At 38.0% G+C, this 22,895-nt stretch carries 10 protein-coding genes and 1 pseudogene; 2 read left to right on the top strand and 9 right to left on the bottom strand.

The window, feature by feature from the left end; genetic code table 11:
• Positions 1-2: 2 nt before the first annotated feature.
• The 9 genes and pseudogenes from NQ505_RS03080 to NQ505_RS03040 all read right to left on the bottom strand — a co-directional run bounded on the left by NQ505_RS03080 (position 3) and on the right by NQ505_RS03040 (position 18,310).
• Positions 3-2,810, bottom strand: coding sequence for a SusC/RagA family TonB-linked outer membrane protein (locus NQ505_RS03080; RefSeq protein WP_008998110.1), 2,808 nt, complete (start codon positions 2,808-2,810; stop codon positions 3-5).
• Positions 2,811-2,905: 95 nt separating this feature from the next.
• On the bottom strand, positions 2,906-4,471 hold the full coding sequence (locus tag NQ505_RS03075; protein WP_032853268.1) for a sulfatase: 1,566 nt from the start codon (positions 4,469-4,471) through the stop codon (positions 2,906-2,908).
• Positions 4,472-4,546: 75 nt separating this feature from the next.
• A complete protein-coding gene (locus NQ505_RS03070) occupies positions 4,547-5,485 on the bottom strand; it encodes a DUF1735 domain-containing protein (RefSeq protein ID WP_008998108.1) in 939 nt (312 codons plus the stop codon).
• 14 nt (positions 5,486-5,499) lie between these two features.
• Positions 5,500-7,296 (bottom strand): RagB/SusD family nutrient uptake outer membrane protein, encoded by a 1,797-nt coding sequence (locus tag NQ505_RS03065; protein ID WP_008998107.1) that lies wholly within the window; start codon positions 7,294-7,296, stop codon positions 5,500-5,502.
• A gap of 19 nt (positions 7,297-7,315) precedes the next feature.
• Positions 7,316-10,387: a SusC/RagA family TonB-linked outer membrane protein gene (locus NQ505_RS03060; protein WP_008998106.1), complete on the bottom strand. Its 3,072-nt coding sequence runs from the start codon at positions 10,385-10,387 to the stop codon at positions 7,316-7,318.
• An 18-nt stretch (positions 10,388-10,405) separates the two neighbouring features.
• The gene (locus NQ505_RS03055; RefSeq protein WP_008998105.1) at positions 10,406-12,286 is read right to left on the bottom strand and encodes a RagB/SusD family nutrient uptake outer membrane protein; all 1,881 of its coding nucleotides are present in this window, start codon (positions 12,284-12,286) and stop codon (positions 10,406-10,408) included.
• A gap of 21 nt (positions 12,287-12,307) precedes the next feature.
• The gene (locus NQ505_RS03050; protein ID WP_008998104.1) at positions 12,308-15,460 is read right to left on the bottom strand and encodes a SusC/RagA family TonB-linked outer membrane protein; all 3,153 of its coding nucleotides are present in this window, start codon (positions 15,458-15,460) and stop codon (positions 12,308-12,310) included.
• Positions 15,461-15,702: 242 nt separating this feature from the next.
• Positions 15,703-16,314: pseudogene (locus NQ505_RS03045) on the bottom strand (glutaminase domain-containing protein); the annotation flags it as partial.
• Positions 16,315-17,026: 712 nt separating this feature from the next.
• Positions 17,027-18,310 carry a tyrosine-type recombinase/integrase gene (locus NQ505_RS03040; RefSeq protein WP_032853312.1) on the bottom strand — a complete coding sequence of 428 codons (1,284 nt, stop codon included), beginning with the start codon at positions 18,308-18,310 and terminating at the stop codon, positions 17,027-17,029.
• A 533-nt stretch (positions 18,311-18,843) separates the two neighbouring features.
• Between NQ505_RS03040 and NQ505_RS03035 the strand changes: the two genes are divergently transcribed.
• Both NQ505_RS03035 and NQ505_RS03030 read left to right on the top strand, forming a co-directional pair.
• Positions 18,844-21,366 carry a glutaminase family protein gene (locus NQ505_RS03035; protein ID WP_008998101.1) on the top strand — a complete coding sequence of 841 codons (2,523 nt, stop codon included), beginning with the start codon at positions 18,844-18,846 and terminating at the stop codon, positions 21,364-21,366.
• Between the two features lie 17 nt (positions 21,367-21,383).
• Complete coding sequence (locus NQ505_RS03030; protein WP_008998100.1) at positions 21,384-22,883, top strand: IPT/TIG domain-containing protein; 1,500 nt, start codon at positions 21,384-21,386, stop codon at positions 22,881-22,883.
• The last annotated feature ends 12 nt before the right edge of the window (positions 22,884-22,895 follow it).

Genomic DNA, 22,895 nt, shown 5'->3' with positions numbered 1-22,895 from the left:
TATCAGAATTTTAAGGAACAACCTATACTCATGTTTCTCGTCAAAGGAGCTGCCAGTGAAGGAGCTTCAGGATCAACCCATTTATATTTTGTCCAGGTAATCAGATTCGTTCCGCTAAGGAAAAGTCTCAATCCCTTAAGATGGATTTTCTGTATCATTTTTGTAGGAAAGTCATAGGCAACTTCCAGCGTTTTTAATCTTAAGAAATCAGCATCTTTCACATTTAATGTACTTATCTGCCTGTTATTAAGATTAGCATTGTCCAGTGTTGTTAAACGTGGGAATGTTGCATTCTGGTGTTCGGGTGTCCAGTAATCAAGTTGATGCTCAAATATGGTTCCGTTATCTGTGAAAGGATTCATCACAATGTCCGAATATTGACGAGAGACTTTTGCGGCTCCCTGAAATAATGCGGTGATCGAAAATCCTTTGTAGCCGACTCCTAAGTTAATACCATACATGATTTTGGGAATGTCTCCGTAACCGATAGGTACCATATCGTTTACATCAATCTGTCCGTCTTTGTTTATATCTTCATAACGTACATCACCTGGTTGGACATCAGAGAATGTTTGTACAGGAGAGGCTGCTATTTCTTCCCAAGAATTGAAAAAGCCTTTTGCAATGTATCCTCGATTTTCTCCTAAAGGCCGTCCCTGATTCTTCAACCATTCGTATGGCTGATCTACTTCACCGTTTGCAATCAGTTCATTCGTAGAATAAGAGAATGTACCACCTATGAAATAGCTCCAGTCTGCAATATTTGAATTCCACATGGCAGATAAGTCTACTCCATGGCTATTGATTTTGCCTATATTCTGCTTAAATTCCTTTACATTGCCGACAAGAGAACTGATTTTGTTATTTACTACATACATATCATGACGGTTGTCTTTAAAAAATTCTGCTGTAACAGATAACCGGTCTGAAAATAGTCGGGTATCTATTCCGATATTCAGAATTCTAGCTTTCTCCCAAGTCAATCCGGGATTTGGAAGTATATCCTGAATGTATCCTCCAAGCTTTGTTCCCATGTTTACCCCTGTGATATAGACATCGTTTTGCGGCCACATACGTCCCCTGTAATAAAAGGCATCTACACCCGAAGAGTTGCCGACCTGTCCATAAGATGCTTTTAGCTTCAGGTAGGGCACTATTTTTTTTGCATCTTTCCAGAAAGATTCGTTAGAAACAGTCCATCCGGCAGATATTGTAGGGAAGAAACCGAATTTGTGTCCCGGACCAAATTTATGAGATCCCTGATAAGCTCCGATAACATCGATGCCATATTTTTTATCATAATTATAGCCGAACCAACCATTTACGCTTTGGAATCGGGTTGGCAATACCATTTCATCATTGCTTTCATATTGTTCATAGAAAGCTAAAGCTGAAACTCCATGTTTTCCAAAGGTACGGTTATAATCTAATTGAGCCACGATACCGGTTCGGCGGAAAGAACTGGTATTATCTACCTTGTTTATCATAGAATCATCTTCACGGGTTCGACGGAGAACATTCTCATTCGTGGCATCCTTTTCGTAATATGCGAAAGTTATAGTACGTCTGATAGAAGAAATTGTGCGTGAATCCATGGATAAAGCAACAGAAGCTTTTAATCCTTCTGTTATGAAAGAAAGATCCTGTGAGAGTTTCGTGCGGAAAGAACCATACAATTGTTTGTCCTGGAAGTAACCGGAGCGGTTTAGCATTGCCCATGGGTTTTCACGGACTGTACTTCCTGCCACAATTTTTCCATCTTCTGCATTAACAACATTTCCGTATTGGTCTGTATATCCCTGATCATTGTACCATTCAGGGAAGATTCCTTGCGGTAATGTAACCAGATTTCTATAGATGTTTTCGGCTCCGCTACCAGGCCCGTTTTGACTTTGATACCAGCCATACAAATTTACGTCCAGTTGGGTGGTGCGAGTTACAGCAAAATCGATATTGGAACGGATATTAAACCGTTCTGCAGAGTGGTTGGTACTATAATCATGTGAATCATCTGTATTGAAGTAGCCATTGTTACGAGTATACATTGCATTCACGAAATATGTACTTTTTTCTGTCCCTCCTTGGATATTAAGATTATAGCGCTGACTCCATCGGGTATCCTTTAAGTATTTATCAGCCCAGTCTACATTAGGATATAATATGGAATTAGGGTCATTCTTTGCATAATTCATAATGTCATAGTTGGAATACAGTGGATCCATATTGTCATTGTGACGGGCTATGTTATGCTGTCTTGCGTAATCGGTTGCGTTTAATGAATTTAATTCTTTAAGTGGTTGTTGAGCTATAATTTGAGCTGTCAATTCAACCTGCGGTTTTCCCTTTGCTCCCTTACGAGTTGTAACCAGAATAGCTCCACTGCCTGCACGCATTCCATATAAGGCTGTTGCTGCAGCATCTTTCAATACGGTAATTGATTCTACTTCGTGTGATGACAAAACAGCAAAATCCCGTTCCTGTCCATCAACCAATACTAATACATCGGGCGAATTACTCCTTTGCCCTCTTATCCAAAATGAATTCTGTTCATTCACTAATCCACCACCTTGCACTTGTCGGGCAAAATAACCAGGTACCAGTCCGGCTAATACTGCCGAAAGATTTGTAACAGGTAGATTGCGTAACTGTTTACCCGAGATGGTGTAGGCTGAACCGTTATAATCTCCCGTAGGGAGTACACGATATCCTAAATCCAAGGGTACATCTTCTTTGTTTTGGACATTTTGTGCCTGGCATATCAAATAGCCAGGAAGTAGCCCAACCAACAACATTTTTTTTAAGAACTTCATATGTACAATTTTTAAGTTAACGTCATAGTAATTTTATTGATTATTTTGAATTTTGTCTATTAATACACTTTTATCGATATATTTATAAGACAGGATCAGGGAGTTTCCTTTTCATTTGTGAAATGGTAATTAAAAGGATTTCGTTTGAAATGATAACGGTTTCGTGGTACAGGTAATGGGTCTTGAACACGTAATTCCCAAGTCATCAACTCTTCCAGTAATTCCATTTGTTTGGAAGCATATTTCTTTTTATTATAAAGATTATTAATCTCGGAAGGGTCAGCTTTCAAGTTATACAATTCACCACGACCATAGTTATCAAGCACTAATTTCCAGTCATCTTTACGAACCATCCGTTCTGTTCCGCTCTGAGTCCAAGTATTCAGTTCGTCAAAGTGAGCTATTTTATTGGGCTGCAATGCGCCTTCTTGCACAAATGTCAGAGGTTCATCCCGAGTGAAATCTTCACCGCCAAAACCCTGTTGAACTATTATGCTCGAAAATTCTCTCTCCGGGTATGCCCTGCCAGTCAACATAGGCCATAGACTACGTCCCTGCACTCCGAGAGGTATATCTGCACCAATAGCCGTACAAATAGTAGGAAAGACATCGGCAATAGAGACATGCGCATCCATAGGACCACTTTGAGGATGAATACCACATCCCGCCCAAATCATCGGAATACGAGTCAGACATTCAGGAACTCCGGCACCTTTACGAATCAAACCGTATTCCCCGCAATAATCTCCATGATCCGACAAGATTACAAAAATGGTATTTTCATAAAGCCCGACAGCTTGAAATCCGTCAATCAGACGTTTAGTCTGATCGTCAATCAGGCGGAGCATTCCCAAATAATTTCCACGCAAACGAGGAAGGTCTTCCGCAAGATTCGGGCAAGAGGTATCTTCCAATTCTGCCAGGATAGCATATTTATCTCCTTTTTTAGACAAGTCTTTCCGGCTTGTCAAAGTTGCAGGTATCTTTTCCGGAGAAAACATCGAAAAATAAGGTTCCGATATCTGATAAGGGTTATGTGGCTCAGGCATTGAAACCCACATAAAAAAGGCTGAATCTTTTTGCTCTGCCGCCCAAGCTAAAGCTTTAGTGACAATTTTTACCGGGTTCTGCGCTTCCGACGAGAAAGGAGTAGCTTCCAAATATTGTCCACGAGCTTTGTTGTTAAGGAAGAAGGCGAAATCCTTATCCTCTTGTGTATCCCGACGATTTTTTCCCCAATGAAAATATTCCTCACAATAATCAAAATCCTTTCCTTTCACATGCGCATGATTCTTACCTACTAATGCAGTCTTATATCCTTGCTCCTTAAACACTTCGAGCATATCTTTCTTGTAATACATGTCGGGAGTGTTGTGATTAGTACGGACATGAGTGGCAGTAGGAAAACGTCCTGTAAACATAGAACAACGCGCAGGCATACTGGCAGGGGCTACTGTATATGCCTTGTCAAACCACACATTGCTCAATGCAAGAGAATCGGCAAAAGGAGTTACAGCCATCGGGAAGCCTTCGCGCCCACATAAATCAGCCCTCTGCTGATCGGTCATGATGATAACAACATTGGGTTTGTTAGTTTGGGCAACTCCTGTGGTTATGCAGAGTATGCTGGAGACAACTGATACAGCTAATTCTTTTTTCATATACTTTTTTGCTTTTACTGTTATCATTTTGAGACATGAGAAACCAATATAGTTCCTCATGTCCCAAGTTTTAAATTACTTCCATGATTCTACTCGTAAATCATTCACAGGATCGCGACGTAACACTAATTGTTCTTTCACTTTATAGCGTTTGTCTGCCAGTTCATAGGTGTAATTCAGGTTGATTTCCGGACAAGGTTTGTCTCCACTGTTGAAGGTGTAAGTCGGACTTTGGGCAATGTAGCTGCCATTTCCTTCAACGATCGTAATTCCTCCTTCTATACCTTCTATTTGAACATTGTAGTCTGAGCCTGATTCACCGTTGTTGTCGATTGTCAACTGGAAACGATTGATATTGCTTTTCGCTAAGTTTGCTACTCCGGGTCTTAATAATTTATTTTGGGCGAGAGTACTTAGTTCCAGGGTATTATTATTTATCAAGTCTTTTTCTTTATACACCACAGTGGTACCTTCTATAATATTTCCATTATTATCTACTTCGCTTACTTCACCCTGAAGATAGTAAACACCGGAAAAGGAACTGACATACTTTATTGCTACAATAGAATAATCCGCTCCTTCGCGAATAGAGTTCATGGAACTTTCTGTAACTTTGAAAGGGAGAGCGTAATGTGTAGTCAGACTTAGTGGATCTGTATAAAAAGCATCTGTAAACTTGATTTCAACATCTGCTACAGGTAAATTAGATTTCCGCACTTTAAATATCTCCGGATCTTCTAATATGTAATATTCTTCGGGGAGAAGTGTAAGAGAGGTACCCTCTAATAAAGAAGCATCCAAAGTAAATTTAGCCCAATCATTCATGTCAACTTCTCGTTTACCTCCTAATGATACTCCCACATATATGGGCATATCACGGTCTGATATTACTGTACGCAATGGGGTTTGTAAAGCAAAACCAACATTTGTTGTTTCATAATCATGGGTGTAATCTTCATAGCAAGACACTAAACAAGTCGTCAAAGCGAACAATATTATTTTTGCAATTTTCATAATCGTATATAATATTAGTTATTATTCCACCCCATATTATTTTTGAGGTTTGGATTCTTTAATAATTCGTCGTTAGGTAACGGCAAATAGTAATAGCGAAGTGCATCCAACGGACGTTGTTCTATTTCTTTTATTTCATAAGAAAGACCGTTGTCTGTTCTTGTCACTTGCATTCCTTCAATACAGGTATCTAGGGGAAGTAAACAGCGGCGTAAATCCCAAAAACGCTGATCTTCGAAAGCAAATTCTATACGACGTTCATTTTGGATTAATTTCCGGAATGCAGCTTTTCCTTCAGAAGCTACTTCTGACAAATAGGTAACATCTGTGATACCACCTGATTTTTCACGTATGATTTTTAAAACATCATAAGCACTGTATTGGCAGTCGTCACCTTTACCTTCAGGTCCCCATGCTTCATTAGCGGCTTCTGCATAATTCAGCCAAACTTCTGTTTTACGTAATAATGGGTTAAAGTGCCGAGAATTCAATGTTTGAATCGGATCCAGCATATTTTTTTGTGTAGTAGACAAGAACTTAGATAAATAATATCCCGAACGACTAGCATAAATGTGAAAACTCTCTGAATCTTTTCCACCTTCGGATACATCTATGTTTGAGTTATAAGCTCCAAACTTTTTCCCTTGATAATATAGATTCATATTGAATCGGTTATCTCTAGCTATCAGATACGGATCTTGCTCGTCATATAACGAACGTGAGTCTGTTATTGGATAACCATTTTTGGCAGGAAAGGCGGCAGCCAAATTATGGGAAGGAATTGTTTGTGCATTTCCCAAATAAAAAGGAGGATAGTGGCGGCTTTCCATACCATGTACAAGTCCCATGTAGGTGCGGAAAATAAAATCGGCCGGGGTATCACTGCCAGCGTCAGCCAAATCTTTAGCAGCCATCGCTGTAAAGGTATAGTTTACCCCTGCGTCTTTTAGCACTTCATTGGCAAAAAGAGCAGCACGCTCCCAACCAGCTTGATAAGTAGCTTCATTCAATACAGTAAAACTACCCATGCCATTTATTCGAATCACATCCATGTCCTGATAAGCCGGACTTGCTGCATAGAGCAAAGTTCTTGCTTTAAGAGCATTTGCCGCTAATCCGCAAGCTCTACCGATTTTCGATTTTCCGACAACAACATCATCTCCTGTGTAAGTTGCAGGCAAACGTCTGGCAGCTTCTTCACAGTCGGAAACAATCTGGCTGACGCAATCTTTATACGAGTCACGTTTAAACAGGCTCGGCTTCGCAGATTCCTTATCACCAATGAAATGGTTGGTGATCGTATATCCCAATGCTTCTCCTTCGTCTGTTCGTCCTCCATAAGTTTGTAACAATTTGAAGCTGCACCATGCTCTTAAAAAATAGGCTTCGCCAAGTAAACGAGTCTTTATTGCCTGATCAGTTTCTTTACTTACACGATTGTATATTACATCATCTGTAACTCCTTTTTCCATGAATAGATTGATGCTTTGTATCTTATCATACATATTGTCCCAATTTCCAAGTGGATTTGTTGATCGGCTGAATGCTCCCATGCTAGCCCGGTATACACTCGAACCATAATTTCGGGTTAGTGCATTGTCTGTTGCAGCATCTAAAAAATTATCATCATAATGATCTGGAACAACCATTAGATCAGCATAAACTTGAGTCAAAACGGCTTGTGCCATATCGGGATTAGTCCATACGGTCTCACTGGACCATTCATTTGTCAATTTAGGGTCAAGCAGATCTTCACAAGAAACAATACTTCCCCAAACACAGGTTAACAGTATTAATTTGCTTATTTTCATATTTGCATATTTTTTAAGTTTAGAAAGAGACGGATAAACCGCCGGTTACAGTCATATAGGCCGGATAATTTGTGATTCCGGCATTTAATCTTTCCGGGTCCAGATCCTTTATTTTAGAGAAGGTAAGCAAATTTGTACCACGTACGAATAGTTTACATTTGTTTGCAAAGAATCTACCTGCCTTATTTTCAAATGTATAACTAAGTTCTACATTTTTCAAACGGAAAAATGAGCCATTCTCTGTCCAGAAACTGGAATCACGAAAGTTGTTACTTTCTGTCGTTGTTGTTAATCGGGGCATTGTACCTGAAGGATTATTAACCTCATGGTAGCGATTTAATGCTAATTCAGAGTATCCATTCAGACCATTATTCCAATAATAAGCGTTTGTGCATAATTGAGTAATACCTGTATGAAGAGTTCCTAACATATAAGGTCCAAATCCTTTGTATTTGAGGTCTACATTGATTCCCCAAGTAGTTACAGGAAAACTTTGCCCTAGGCTCATACGGTCATTATCATCTACAATCCCATTGTTGTTTAAGTCAGCGTATGCAATATCGCCGTTTTGATATATACCGTATGATTGTAATGAGTGGCCTTCTAATGGAATGTCTTTTCCAAATAATCCTAGTGCTTGTAAGCCAAAAATAGTACTAGTAGGTCGTCCAATGGCTTTACGATAGCTTTCCACTCCTTCTATTTCATTCCATTTATCTAATTTATTTTTCGAATAAGTCATATTGGCTCCGACTGTGTATAAAAAGTCCCGTCCGATATTCCCTTTCCAGTTGATTGCAATATCTATACCTTGATTAGTCACCTGACCGATATTTTCATACATTGTATAATTCCCTGCTGTAGCGGCATATTGGGCGTTATTCACTCCAATGATGTCTTTTCTACATTCATGGAAATAATTGAGTTCTGTGCTTAGGCGATTATTAAAGAATAATCCTTCGACACCAATATTAAATTCTTGAGAGTATTCCCATGTTAAATCAGGATTTCCCCAGCGAGCTAAACTAACTTTATGATCTGTTTGATCCTGGAAGAAATTATAGTTGCCATTATTATTCCAACCAGTTTGATACAAGAAGAATCCAGTATTACCTGTATAGCCTAATACACCGAAACTTGCTTTTAGCTTCAGGAAGTTAACGGCCTTTACTTCTTTCATGAAACTTTCGTTAGAAATTATCCATGAAGCTCCTACAGCCGGAGAAAAGAAAAAACGATCGTTTTTATCAAATTTGTTGGACCCCATACCTGCCAAAGTAAATTCGGCTAGATAGCGTTTGTCATAACTATAGTTTAGACGCAAGGAGATGTTGGCATCTTTAAAATCTTGTGTCATTCCCGTCATTTCGTTCTTTGTATACCGGAATGCGCCGATTGCTGAAAAGTCATGCACTCCTAATGTACGTTCATATCCTATATCTGCACGCATACCAAAATAGCGATAGGTATTATTGGAGGCTATCTTTTGCGTTTTGGGCAAATCCAGCTTTTTCATCTGTGTATATCGGGTGATAGTTTCACCGTCTAAATCATTATAAGTGTCAATAGCATAAGTTGGATAAGTATTCCTTAATTCTTGGCGTAGATAACTATAATTATCAAAAGTAACATAAGCATTAAATGTCAATCCCTTAACGTATTTATTGAAGTCAAAATTTGCTCCAAGGTTTGTCTGGCTGTTTACATACCTTTCGGAAGTGTCACCTCCATAAACCATATCTGCATATAAATTGTCTACTATCCGTGTGCTGGCTCCGAAGAATGGCGTCCCATCTTCATTGGGGGTAAACTGTCCCGATAATGTTTCATTAGGAATAATGAAAGGGTACTCATTGGGACGATTAGAAGATAATGTACTGAATATGCCTGCACCATCTTTTGCTCCCCAGTTTTCCAGTTCCACACGAGCTGCAACATCTGCTGTTACTGTAAGAAAATCGGTGATTTTAATATCCAGATTACCACGTGCATTCATACGGTGTAAAGCCGAACGTTCTCCTACTTTTTCTAATCCGGAACCACCGGTATATCCACCAACTAATGCGTATTTCACACCTTCATTACCTCCATTAAACTCAATTGTACCTTTTCGGTAGATATTTTGGTTCAATAAGAACTCATTGTAATAATCAACATTTGGATACAATACATCATTGACTCCACTACTATTTCTGTATCCTTCTATTTGTGTTTCGGTATAATAAGGATTCATCCCATCGTTTATACGAGCTTCATTAAACAATTTTGAATAGTTGTAGGAATCCAAATATTTAGGTACACGTGTAGAGGACTGTACACCGTATTCTACCCCGACACGAACAATCCGTTTATGAGCTTCTCCTCTTTTAGTACGCACCAGAACCACTCCGTTTGTGGCAGCTGCTCCATACAGGATTTTGGCTGTAGCATCTTTTAAAACTTCGATGGATTCTATTTCTTCCGGTAAAATATCATCTATCGGACGTTCTATTCCATCAATAATAACTAAAGCCGTATTTGTTCCATTATTGTGTTGTCCGCGGACGTATAATGTTGATGCGTTATAGCCCAAGCCGCCGTCACCGGAAATAGCAATTAGTCCGGCGGCCTGCCCTTGTAAGGCATTGGATAATTGTAAATCAGGGTATTTTAATACATTCTCCATAGATAACTTGGAAACTGTACCTACCAGATCCCGCTGATACGTTTTTCCACCGTCTGCACGTTCGTGTATGTCTCTTTCTGAAGCATATAGATCTTCATTTTGTAATTTGATGACAGTGGGTTGTTCTTTTGTAAGGTTTATTACAAAATCTTTATAACCGAACGCTTCAATTAATAAGGTTCCATCAGCTTTTGTTTTGAGTGCAAATTTTCCATTTGCATCTGTATAGTTTATAATAGAACCTTCACCGCTCAATACTGTTACTCCGCTTAGCGGTTTACCTGTGTTGTCTGTCACTAGCCCTTTCACTTCAATAAGGGCTGTTTTTTTCTTTTTAGGTTTATCCTGTGCTTCTAGCGAAGTGGCTATGCCGGATAATATAGCAGTGACAAACAGAATAAATATGAATTTATTATATCTTTTCATTTGATTAAGCCATTTTAATTACCAATATGGGTTTTGTTGCAAATTATTCAATGCGTCTACGTCATGTTGAGGCAAAGGATACCAGTAATTCTTCTTTGTAAAAGAACGCACTTCCGGAGTTATATCGATTTGTTCATAATCATAAGTCAATGTAGACTTGTCCGTGATACTTCCATGATTAGATTCTCGTGGTGTAAATAATGCCCCCTTAATAGGATAAGTATCCTTGAATGTTTCTTCTAAGATCATCCAACGGCGGATATCCCACCAACGATGATTTTCAAACATTAATTCTACGGCACGCTCACGGCGGTAAGCTGCACGGAATTTATCAGGATCGGCTACAATATCTGATGGCAGATCTGTTAAGCCAATTCGTCTGCGAAGAATATTAATAGCTTCTGCAGCTGATATGGGACATCCCTCAATAGTTGCCGTAGCACTTCCACAACCCTCGAATAGCGCTTCTGCATAATCTAAATAAATTTGCGAAGCACGGATATATATGGTGAGGAAGCGATAGTCCCACCAACAGTTCGGATTGTTCTTTTCAAGATACTGATTGCATTCCGGCCACATGAACTTTTTACACATAAATCCTGTGAACATTCGTTTGTTGCAGTCTTTTTGAGTTAACATGTGCTGATAGGCTGCTCCTCCTTTGTAGGTTGTAATGTAATAGGTACGTCCATCAGCGTAATGTCCCCAAGTTGTTCCAGGTAAAAGTATGTTGTTATAGAAACGGGGATCACGATCCTCAAATGGTTTATGGTCATAATCAAGTGCATATCCGCTTCGTGGGTCATCAATCGGGTAATAAATACCGTCTGCTCCCTTCTTGTCAAACATATTGACTATGTTCAAACTTGGGCAGCACATGGAATTTCCATCTGGTCCCGAACCGAATGCAAGATCCTCATATTGCCAGAATGTGCGGATAGTGCGTTTTTGGTTCTGGTTATCAGCATTAGGAAATTGCCGTTTGACCCAAATGTATTCCGGCTGATGTACAGGTGGATATTTGAAGTAGAAAATATTCGTATATTCTTCTTTACTAGCCAAACCATAAGGATAAGGTGCCGACTTGCTTCCATCCATATAACGTATTACTTCGTAAGCCGATTTTGCAGCAGATTTTGCACGCTCCGTGTCATACCCTTTGTTTTCTGTAGAATTTAAATCATTTTGCATCAACGGACTCGCATCAAACAACTGTGCCCATTCTTTAAGTGCCATTGCTGCAATTTTTGTAGGCCTTCCATAGTTTGGATCATCCCAACTATCAGGTAACATATAGATTGCCTTTTGTATATCTTCCATCATCCAATCGTGTGATTCATGGTAGGTCATACGAGGAATGTCATCATCTCCACCTTCAAAGACCTTGTCAATAATAGGCATCCCTCCATATCTTTTAATTATCTGAAAGTAGAACCACGAACGATAGAAATAAGCTTGTCCCAAAATCTCATTTTTTTGTTCAGGTGTCAAAGGAGCCTTGTCGATATCATTAATTATACGATTATTGATACGTAGCGCTTTATAAGAACGAGATATAGCTGTACTTCCACCGTTGCCAATCTCAAAAGTTGTACTTGATTTGGCATTACTTAACCAGTTTCCGGAATGTAAGGTAAAAACGGCAGATGAATTATCCGTGGTTGCCATCTCGTCTGCAAAGAGACCTACAAATGCGCGTCCATTTTCCCAATTATCCATTACCATAACATTTTCCAATTGGTTGAAAGATTGATCTAAGAAACCTCGTAAAGAATAGTAATCTCTGAAGATATCATCTTCTGTCAATCCTACATCTTCCCTTTTATCTAAGAACTCTTCACAGCTTGTCATCCCGCCAAGAATGAAAACTGAACAGATATATAATAATACTTTTCTCATCTTTATTTCTTTTGAATATGATTAAAATGAAACTCTTAGTCCTAAGGTATAAGTACGGACAATCGGATAGCTACCTACACCTCCTGTTTCTGGGTCTACTCGTTTATCGCCTTTCCAGAAGGTCAGTAAGTTATTTCCATTCATGTAAACCTGAAGATTGGAAATATGTGCTTCACTCAACCATTTTTTAGGGAATGTATAGCCTATCTCCATATTCTTTAATCGTATATACGAATAGTCGGAATAACGATAAGTACTTTCCACTTTATTGTATGTATTGTTCAAGTGTGTAGCAGGTCGCATAACACCCGATGAGTTAGCTGTTTCCGGAGTCCATCGTTCCATAGACTTTGGTTGAACGCGTATATTTGAAGCGGGAAAATCCCACAGATATTGGTCAAACTGTAACTTGTATATATTGCGTGGCGAATAGAGCATTGCACTGAAGTTAAGCCCTTTCCAATTGAACCCGAAAGAAAATCCGATAGTAGTCAATGGGTAATTCAATTCGTCTACAACTACCTTGTCATTTGAGTTGATTATCCCGTCTCCATTGAAGTCTATATAGATAAGATCTCCAGGAATTACTTGCGATGCTGTAGTACCATTTATAGCCGTTTGTGCGTAATTGAACACATCGTCTATTGAACCATAATTACCGATCGCAATAAAACGGTTTTGATAATCAATCGGTTTACCTGCAGCTTTCAAATGCTCATCCGCATTTCTTGGATCATCCTTATAGACAATCCGGTTTTCGCTGGTTGCAAAAGTTAAAGCTCCCCAGTAATTAAAATTACGTCCGATTTTGTCATTCCAGCGTAACTCTAATTCTAAACCATGATTTTTCGTTTCTCCTCGGTTGATAGCGTTAAAAGTAGCTCCTACAATAGAAGACGTAGTTTGTGGGGTCATTAGAATATCTTTACGATTCTCTTTAAATAAATCCAAAGTTAAATCTAACTTATTCCATAAGCCAATTTCTATTCCAAGGTTATGTTTAGTCGCTTTTTCCCAGGTTGAAGTCAAGTTAGCAATATCTCCTTCTGTATAGAGCGGGCTATGTGTGACTCCTTGTGTATTTCCTAATTCAATACTTCCTAAAGAATTAAATAATTGGATGTAATTCCAACGTGCAGCAGCTGCATCACTACCGACTTTTCCGTATGAATATCTAAATTTTAGGTTAGTCAGCACATCTCCAACATGTTTTTTTATAAAAGGTTCTTCTGAAGCACGCCATCCCAAAGAATAGGAAGGGAACAGGCCGAAGCGTTGTCCTCGGGCAAATTTTTCCGAACCTGTATAAGAGATATTCATCTCTGCCAAATAACGTTCTTTCCAGTTATAAGTAACACGTCCCACCCATTCTTCACGATAACTTGGGAATTTGATAACTTTATCATCTTTTAAATCAGATACTTGACGGTTCATCAGAGCTAACGCTGTTACATTATGACTCCCGAATGAACGATTATATTCCACAGAGAATTCGTAATATAACTTACGATTATAACCATCCAAATTGTCATAAGAAACGTTGGGAGGTAGTTCAATATCCTCATCATTTGGCCATCGTTTTTCCAAAATCATGGGGTAAGTGAGAGAACCATCTGCATTGACTGTCGGATTAGAATAATCATATTCGCGATGGTATTTAATAATACTGTTTCTGGATTCAAAATCATTGTTACCCCAAATTTCACCAGTCTTTATACTAGAACGAGTAGTGGAAGCAGATGTATATGAAACTTTTGCGGCAGCTTTCAGACCTTTAGTTAGAAAGTCCAGTTTTTGTTCCAAACGAATATCATACCATCCCTGAAAGGTTTTATACAGTTGTGATCCATTTGTATTCATATTACAAACAGGATTATAGCCGGCAGTAGATCCATCTCCCCAATAGCCATCACTATACTTTATCGGGAAGGAATTGGTTGGTGCCGCAATGATTCTAGTGTACACATCATCAGCAAAGTTGTCATTGCGGTATCCCATTTTCCCTGCAATATTTACTGATAAGGAAGTCGTTTTAGTTAAATTAAAATCTAAATTTGAACGCCAGTTATAACGGCGATAGTAGTTTCTTGGATCAAAATTCTCCTGTTTCTGTAAGTCATAAATATCACCGTCATTTTGATAACCGATGGAGGCGAAGTAACGCATGAAATTGGTTCCTCCGCTGATATTCACATTATATTGTTGGGAAAAACCTGGTTTAACCAACTCATCCCACCAGTCTACTTGTGGAAAGACATCATTATAAGGGCCGTAGTTGCCTGTATCAAAAGCATTTGACCAAGCATTGATGACAGATTGTTTAATTTGTTGATTCCAGTTGTTGTCATTAGCTACAGCTTCATTATACATTTTCATAGATGTAACATAATCTGCCCATTCCATATTTGCAGTAGTCTGTTTAATACCAAAGCTTGTAGAAAAATTGATGTTTGGTTTCTTATCTTGTCCGCGTTTGGTTGTTAACAATATTACACCATTTGCACCTCGAACCCCATATACGGCTGTAGCAGAGGCGTCTTTTAGAATAGATATAGACTCGATCTCATTCATGTCAACATCGTTCATATCCCTTTCTATACCATCCACTAATACTAAAGGGTCAGAGTTTTGCCATGAAGCCTTACCACGAATGTACATTTTGGTATCACTTGCTCCAGGCTTGCCTGACGTATTGATAGCTACCAAACCATTTAGTTTGCCTTGTAAAGCCTCTGATACAGAAGTAATATTACCTCCTTTCAACAATTCTTCTCCTTTAGTTTGGGTAATGGCGCCTACACTTGATACCTTTTTCTGAATACCATAACCTACTACCACTACTTCTTCTAGTTGCTTGCTGTCTTCTTCCAGAGAAATGATAGGCTCTTTTTTCAGATCATCCACTTTGATTTTCTTTTCTTGATAGCCGATATAAGAGATTTTGAGTACAGCATTAGCAGCTACAGATAGCGTAAACCGACCATCTATGTCAGAAATGGTACCATTCGAAGTGCCTTCAACAGTAATATTTACTCCTATTAAAGGTTCATTACTTTTTGCATCTACAATTTGTCCTTTAATGCTATGATTCTGCCCCCAAAGTAGAGGAGGAGAGAGTAGCAGAGCTAGAAAGAGTAGACACATCCACTTAAATTCCAAGTTTTGATGTTTCATAGTAATAACGTTAAAAAGTTGTGTGTATAAAAAACATTCTTATTTCTTTTTTCTGTTTTGGGTAAGGTTCTACTATACAGCGTTTAGCCCATATTTGGTAAGCCTTTGTCATTTCAACTACTTTTTGCCATAGCATTATTGATGAACAATAATGCTATTAGCAAAATGAGATAATTTGATTTTATAGTAATATTCTTTAAAGATCTCATATGTATAAATTTGAAGTAAACGTCGTGCTAACTTTATTGATTATTCTGAACTTTATCCATTAATACCTTCATCCAGTATCCTCCGATCACCGAACGGGCTCTGAAGCCTACCCATTTACCGCTGTCTGTATGGTGCCAGTCACTGATAGGTACACGTGATACTGTTTCATTGATGTATTTATAGACAGGATCAGAGAATTTCTGGAAGGTCTCCTTATCTGAGGACATAGCTGCTGTCCACATAATCCAATCGGATTTTGTGTATTCTTTACGAGAATCCAAAGGAAGTCCATAAGGATTCTGTTTTGTCAAGTAATAATTAATTTCTTTCCCGATTACATTGTTAGGGAATAATTTCAGATCCCACAACTTATCCCAAACCATATTGTATTTTTGGCTCCAAGTGTTTTTACGGTCAAAAGCCAAACGGTAATGGTCACCTTCATTTGCCATTTCCTCCCACTTTGTTGCCATTTGCTTAGCTGTCGCTGCATATTTATCTGCTACATCATTCAAACCGAGCATACGAGCCATTTCGCTGTATCCGGCTACACCCATAATTGCTTTCACTGAAAGATTGGCATTGTGTGCCCAATGTCCGGCGAAGTCATCTGTGCAAAGTTGATTCTCTGGGTCCTGTCCAAACTAAATTACCATTCGTTAATCAACTGAAATACAGGTGATTATTTTTACCCTGTATTGTCTTTGTGTTGTTATGGCTATTAAATGAAGTACAAAATTCTAACTTATGAGCAGACTTTTAATAAATAAAAAGTTAATGGATAAATGTAGTGGTAGTCTAAGATGAGAAATGGACTAATCTGAAAAAATGAATATTTTTCCTCTCTCTTTTTCCATTTATCCATGTAATTTCTTTTATGACATAAAAACTAGCAACATTTTAAGATATTAAAAATCAAATAGATTGAATAATTACTCTTGTTGAATGAATTCGACGTAAATAAAGCTTTCTGGAATGATTTATCTATCTTTTTATGCTATTTTGCAGAGAAATGTTATTGTGTGATAGCTTAAGGTAATAAGGAAAGTAGATGTTAGAATCCCATTCAGGAGTCCATAGTGTGGTTTATTTTAAACCAATAAGTAGTTTCTTTTAAAGGTAGGAGGTGTTTCTTTTAAACCAACGACTTGTTTCATTATATCAAAACTTGTTTTCGATAGTAGAAAAAATACATATTTATAAAGAATTATGCTATATATATTCAATAAAAGGAATATATATAATGTAAATGTGACTTTGTTTTTTCTATTTAGCAACTCAATAGAATCTTAATTCTTCTGCATATATGAAAAATAGAACATGATTCGAAATAACTAAGATATAATATTTCAATCTTTACTTGGCAAGTTTAGCTCGAAGTTCTTTTAGTCTTTTTGCAGCCTGCAGATTATCAACCTTTATATATCTCATGAATGCAGATGGACTCTTATGCCCGGATATGCGCATAAGCTCTCCGGCAGGAAAGCCTGATAAATACATATTTGTGCAAAACGATCGTCGACAAGTATGAGAAGAGATCATCTCCCATTTTTCATAGACTCTCTTTTCCCGTTCTTTTCCTTTTTTGCGAACAACTTCGATTTTTTGTTTTAGCTTTGCTCTTCGCCCTAATTCTTTAACCCTTTCGTTGAATATATATCTAGGAATTTTAGGTAAATCATAGTTGTACTTCTTGAGTATTTCCGGTACATAATCAATCATAGGAATTATGACAGCTTTATGCACTTTTCTCTGTTTGAGATTTATAATCTCATTATCTAAGTCAATATGTTCGGGACTTAATGTTGAGAGATCACTATATCGTAGCCCTGTAAAACACCCAGTAATAAAAACATCTCTAATCTCTTCCAATTGCTTATCATCTGACAAGTCTAACTCGTGTATTGTTGAAAGTTCCTTTTCACTTAAATAAATAGCATCAGTTTCTTCTTCTACGACCTTAAAATGCTTCAAGTCAATTGGAGGAATAACTCCTTTATCTATTTGATAATTAACAAACCCTTTTAACAAACGTACAATTTTTCCTGCAGAATTAGTGAGTAAGCCAACACTCCCATCGGGCTTTATAACCTTATAAAATAAATAGTCCATGAATTCATTATAAAATATAAGATTCAGGTTATGAAAAGTAATTGGTTGCGATGAATGTTCTTTGAAAGCAATCAGATGTTTGCGAAGTGTTCGGTAGTCTTTTATTTGGTCTGCAGAAACAACAGGAGCCTTTTCTGTAATATATCTTTCTAATGCGTCAAATATATCTACCCGATTAGGACGTAACTCATATTCTCTATTCTTTTTTAATTCAAGTAAAACAAAATCTACGGTTGGACTTATTCCGTTAATCTTAGCATATGTAAGAATTTCTCCAAGCTTGGACGTTATTCTAATCAGGCAGGCGTCAATCTCATCATAGTTTGGACAAGCGCGCTTAATCCATCTCTTTTTAGAATCCCAGTGTTCCGGTTTAATATTGTATCCGGTAGAGATAAGCGTACGCTTAGTTCGATTGTAGTTATATCGAACATAAAGGACAGTAGTCCCTTCTCGAGTGACGTACCTAGGTTTAATATATGGAGTATATTTTGCGATAGTAAAATCTGTATTGCTTTCGTATTGCAAAGTTACAAAAGCTATCCGAAATGAGCAATATCTCATCGTTAAAAGCCAAAACCTCCAAAAATATTGTACTATCTTAAAAAAAGTGGATAAATATTGCTCAAAAAGGAAAAAAACTACTCAAAGCACACTGTAAGAGACTTATTTTGTACTTTAAAAACATTCGAAACATGAAAAAAGAATAGATTTTGTCCTTTCTTGAACACAGATTTTCCTAATATTTAGCATTAATTCCATTATTTTGTAGCGTTATAAATAAAATGCTATAGAAAAAACAGATGGATTTGTATGACTCCTAGGTCTTGCCTAAAACACACAATTCTATATAAACTTTTCCCCTAGCATTTATCAATATTCGACAGTACTGATTTTAATATATATTTAGGTATAGCGATAAAAAAGGTAAGATTGCATTTAAGAGGTAATAGTCAGAAGGTAAAAAGAAAAATAAAAAAACGTAGGGCTTGTTTTTCTTTATAGGTAAACAAGATTGTAGATGGGTAACCTTAAAATTGTAGATTAATTAGAAAATATTTATGAAGAAACTACTAACAGTAATGGCCTTTTCGGTCGGTTTATTCGCAAATGCTCAAACCGACAACTTATTTAAACCAGTAAAAGAGGTAGCGCTACGTACTCCATCAGTACCTATCGTTGTTTCAGATCCTCACTTCTCTATCTGGTCTCCTTATGATAAATTAATGGAAGGAAGTACAGAACACTGGACTACAGCAAAGAAGCCATTAGTAGGGGCTTTACGCGTAGATGGTAAAGTGTATCGTTTCCTAGGCAAAGATCAAGTAGCTCTAATACCTATTGCTCCCATGACAAATGTGGAACGTTGGGAGGCTGCATATACTAATAGGCAACCAGCAAATGGATGGCAAGAATTCCAGTTTGATGATAGTAGTTGGAAAAAAGGTAAAGCAGCTTTCGGCAGCCGTGATATGCCACGTGTTCGTACAGAATGGAAAGGAGATAATACAGATATTTATATCCGACGTACATTTGAAATAAATGATTTGGATTTAACAGAGAATATTTTTCTTATTTATTCTCATGACGATGTATTCGAATTATATTTAAATGGAGAAAAACTGGTTGCTACAGATCTCGTATGGAAGAATAATGTAAACCTAAAACTTTCAGATGAAGCCAAGAAAAAACTTCGTAATGGCAAAAATGTGATTGCAGCACATTGTCATAACACGACAGGAGGATCTTATGTGGATTTTGGTTTATATCGTGAAAAGAAAAATGCAGTAACATTTGAGAATGAGGCTATACAGAAATCGGTAGATGTACTAGCCACTTCCAGTTACTATACATTCACTTGCGGACCAGTCGAATTAGATGTCGTATTTACAGCACCTCAATTGATAGATGACTTGGACTTGCTTTCAACTCCGATTAACTACATCTCTTATTGTGTACGTCCTCTTGATAAAAAAGAGCATGATGTACAATTCTATTTAGAAACTACTCCGGAGTTAGCAGTGAATGAAACGACCCAGCCCACTATTGCACGCACATTATCAAAAAATGGTATTAGTTATGTAGAGGCCGGTACTATTAATCAACCAATCTGTGATCGTAAAGGTGATTTGATTTGTGCAGATTGGGGATATGTATATCTTGGTAGTGTAAATGGAACAGGAAAATCTGTAAGCTTGGGTGACTATAGCGGAATGAAAGAATCTTTTGCTAAAAATGGAACTTTAACTTCAAGTAAAACTAAATGGATCACTCGTAGAGAAGAAAATACTCCCGCAATGGCTTATGTACATAATTTTGGAACTGTCACCAAAGATGGTAAAGATGGTTTCTTGATGATCGGTTATGATGACATTTATTCCATTGAATATATGTATGAGAAACGTATGGGATATTGGAAACATGATGGTAAAGTGACGATTTTTGATGCTTTCGAAAAACTAAGAGATAACTATCAATTCATCATGGAGCGTTGTCGTGCACTTGATGAACTTATTTATAGCGACGCAGAAAAAGCGGGTGGTAAAAAATATGCAGAAATCTGCTCTGCAGCCTATCGCCAAGTTATTTCTGCCCACAAACTCTTCACTGATAAAGAAGGTAATCTGATGTGGTTCTCTAAAGAGAATAATAGTAATGGCTGTATCAATACAGTCGATCTGACATATCCGTCTGCTCCCTTGTTCTTGATTTACAACTCTGATCTAGCAAAGGCAATGATGACTAGTATCTTTGAATATAGCGCTAGTGGTCGTTGGGATAAACCTTTCGCTGCACACGACCTTGGAACTTATCCTGTAGCCAATGGACAAGTTTACGGTGGTGATATGCCGATTGAAGAAAGTGGCAATATGGTGATTCTTACAGCAGCTGTTTCCAAGATTGAAGGTAATGCAGATTACGCTAAGAAATATTGGGACATTTTGACCACATGGACTAATTATTTAGCAGAGTATGGACAGGACCCGGAAAACCAACTTTGCACAGATGACTTCGCCGGACATTGGGCACACAATGCCAATCTTTCTGTAAAAGCTATCATGGGAGTGGCCGGATACAGCGAGATGGCTCGTATGCTCGGTTTGAATGATGTGGCAGATAAATATGCAGCTACAGCCAAGCAAATGGCAATAAAGTGGGAGGAAATGGCAAATGAAGGAGATCATTACCGTTTAGCTTTTGACCGTAAGAACACTTGGAGCCAAAAATATAATATGGTTTGGGATAAGTTGTGGGATCTGAAATTATTCCCTAACAATGTAATCGGGAAAGAAATTAATTATTACTTGACAAAACAGAATCCTTATGGACTTCCTTTGGATTCCCGCAAAGAATACACAAAATCCGATTGGATTATGTGGACAGCAGCTATGGCGTCAGACAAGGAGACTTTCCAGAAATTCTCTGATCCTGTCTATAAATACATCAATGAAACAGTATCTCGTGTACCTATCAGTGACTGGCATCATACAGACAGTGGTAGGTGGGTCGGTTTTAGAGCTCGTTCGGTGATCGGAGGATACTGGATGAAGGTGTTAATGGATAAAGTTCAGAATAATCAATAATTTAAATCTAGTGTATTATGAAATGTAAAACTATGAAACATGGGAGCATAGGGCTACAGTGTGTGATGTTGGCATTTATTTTTGCAGTCTGTTTTAGTAGCTGCAAAGATAGCAAAGACGAGACATCAGCACCTTATGATCCGAGTCAGCCAGTAGAGGTAACAGATTTCACACCCAAGTCGGGAGGCGGAAAGAAGAAGATGATTATCTATGGCAGCAACTTTGGGATAGATCGTTCTATTATTTCTGTTAAAGTAGGCGGGAAAGAAGCTATTGTTATTAGTGCTAAAGGTACTAGTATCTACTGTTCTACACCAGAGAGTTGTTTTGAAGGAACCATAGAAATAAAGGTGGGTGAACAAACAGTGATAGCATCCGAAAAATATCAGTATGAGCCACAAATGGTAGTAACAGACTTATGTGGTGATGTGGATGAACTGGGTGAGGGAAATATTGTAGAAACAGGTCCGTTTGACGATTGTGGGAAAATAGATTATCCTTTTTGGTTTTCTTTCGATCCTCAACATTCTAATATCCTTTATTTGTCTCAAAATAATGGGCTTTTGAGGGTGCTGGATCTGGAACAAGAAATGATCTATACCAAGAAGCTAGATAATATTAACCGCGCAACTACTATTACATGGACTAATGATGATGATATGATATTGGCGGCTCCCCAAAATGGTGGTGCTAAGAATAGAAACAATATTATTTTAAAGCGTGAAAGCAGTACAGACGGGCAGGATTTCAAAGAGTCCAGTTGGGTAGCTTTGGCGCGTGGTAATGCTTGCAATGGGTCTATGGTACTTCCACAAACGGGAGAGCTTTACTTCAATCATCGTGCAACAGGCAATGTGTACAGATATAATTTTGAAGAAAACGGCTATAATAACAATCCGGAAGTTCCTGGTGGAGCAGGGTTGAATGAACTTTTGGCATTTAGTGTACCTAATCAGACGGTTGACTTTAGTATGGTTCCTCATCCAACAGGTAAATATGTTTATATCATCATGCATGAATCGCATTATATACTTCGTTCCAATTACGATGAAGAAACTAAAAAGTTGGTAACTCCGTATATTGTATGTGGGCAATCCGGCCAGGCAGATTATAAGGATCTTGTAGGTATCAATGCGCGTATCAATAAGCCTGGTCAAGGTGTCTTTGTGCTCAATGAAGAGTATAAGGCAGCCAACAAAGATGATTGGTATGACTTCTATTTTGCAGATAAAGAAAATCATTGTATTCGAATCTTGACTCCGGATGGGGTGGTTTCTACGTTTGCCGGACGCGGTTCTGCTTCTGCAAGTAGCTATAAATGGGGTAAGCAAAATGGAGAAGTACGTGAGAGAGCACGCTTTAATCAACCGGTGGCTTTGGCTTACAATGAGGCAACAAAGACTTTCTATGTAGGTGATTCGGGAAATTATAAGATTCGGAAGATTGCCAAAGAACAGGCCCCTGATGATTTAGGCGGAGAAGAATCCAATGACAATCAAAACCAAGAAAATCAATAAAAAGAAGAACAC

This window comes from Bacteroides sp. D2 (genome assembly GCF_025147085.1).
In the GTDB taxonomy this organism is placed as follows: domain Bacteria; phylum Bacteroidota; class Bacteroidia; order Bacteroidales; family Bacteroidaceae; genus Bacteroides.
Note: the sequence above shows the minus strand (reverse complement) of the source record. Positions and strands in the feature narration are given on the sequence as shown.

Excerpts from the sequence above, each read along its gene's own strand:
- NQ505_RS03080 (WP_008998110.1), bottom strand. The coding sequence starts at position 2,810 with ATGAAGTTCTTAAAAAAAATGTTGTTGGTTGGGCTACTTCCTGGCTAT.
- NQ505_RS03075 (WP_032853268.1), bottom strand. The coding sequence starts at position 4,471 with ATGAAAAAAGAATTAGCTGTATCAGTTGTCTCCAGCATACTCTGCATA.
- NQ505_RS03070 (WP_008998108.1), bottom strand. The coding sequence starts at position 5,485 with ATGAAAATTGCAAAAATAATATTGTTCGCTTTGACGACTTGTTTAGTG.
- NQ505_RS03065 (WP_008998107.1), bottom strand. The coding sequence starts at position 7,296 with ATGAAAATAAGCAAATTAATACTGTTAACCTGTGTTTGGGGAAGTATT.
- NQ505_RS03060 (WP_008998106.1), bottom strand. The coding sequence starts at position 10,387 with ATGAAAAGATATAATAAATTCATATTTATTCTGTTTGTCACTGCTATA.
- NQ505_RS03055 (WP_008998105.1), bottom strand. The coding sequence starts at position 12,286 with ATGAGAAAAGTATTATTATATATCTGTTCAGTTTTCATTCTTGGCGGG.
- NQ505_RS03050 (WP_008998104.1), bottom strand. The coding sequence starts at position 15,460 with ATGAAACATCAAAACTTGGAATTTAAGTGGATGTGTCTACTCTTTCTA.
- NQ505_RS03035 (WP_008998101.1), top strand. The coding sequence starts at position 18,844 with ATGAAGAAACTACTAACAGTAATGGCCTTTTCGGTCGGTTTATTCGCA.
- NQ505_RS03030 (WP_008998100.1), top strand. The coding sequence starts at position 21,384 with ATGAAATGTAAAACTATGAAACATGGGAGCATAGGGCTACAGTGTGTG.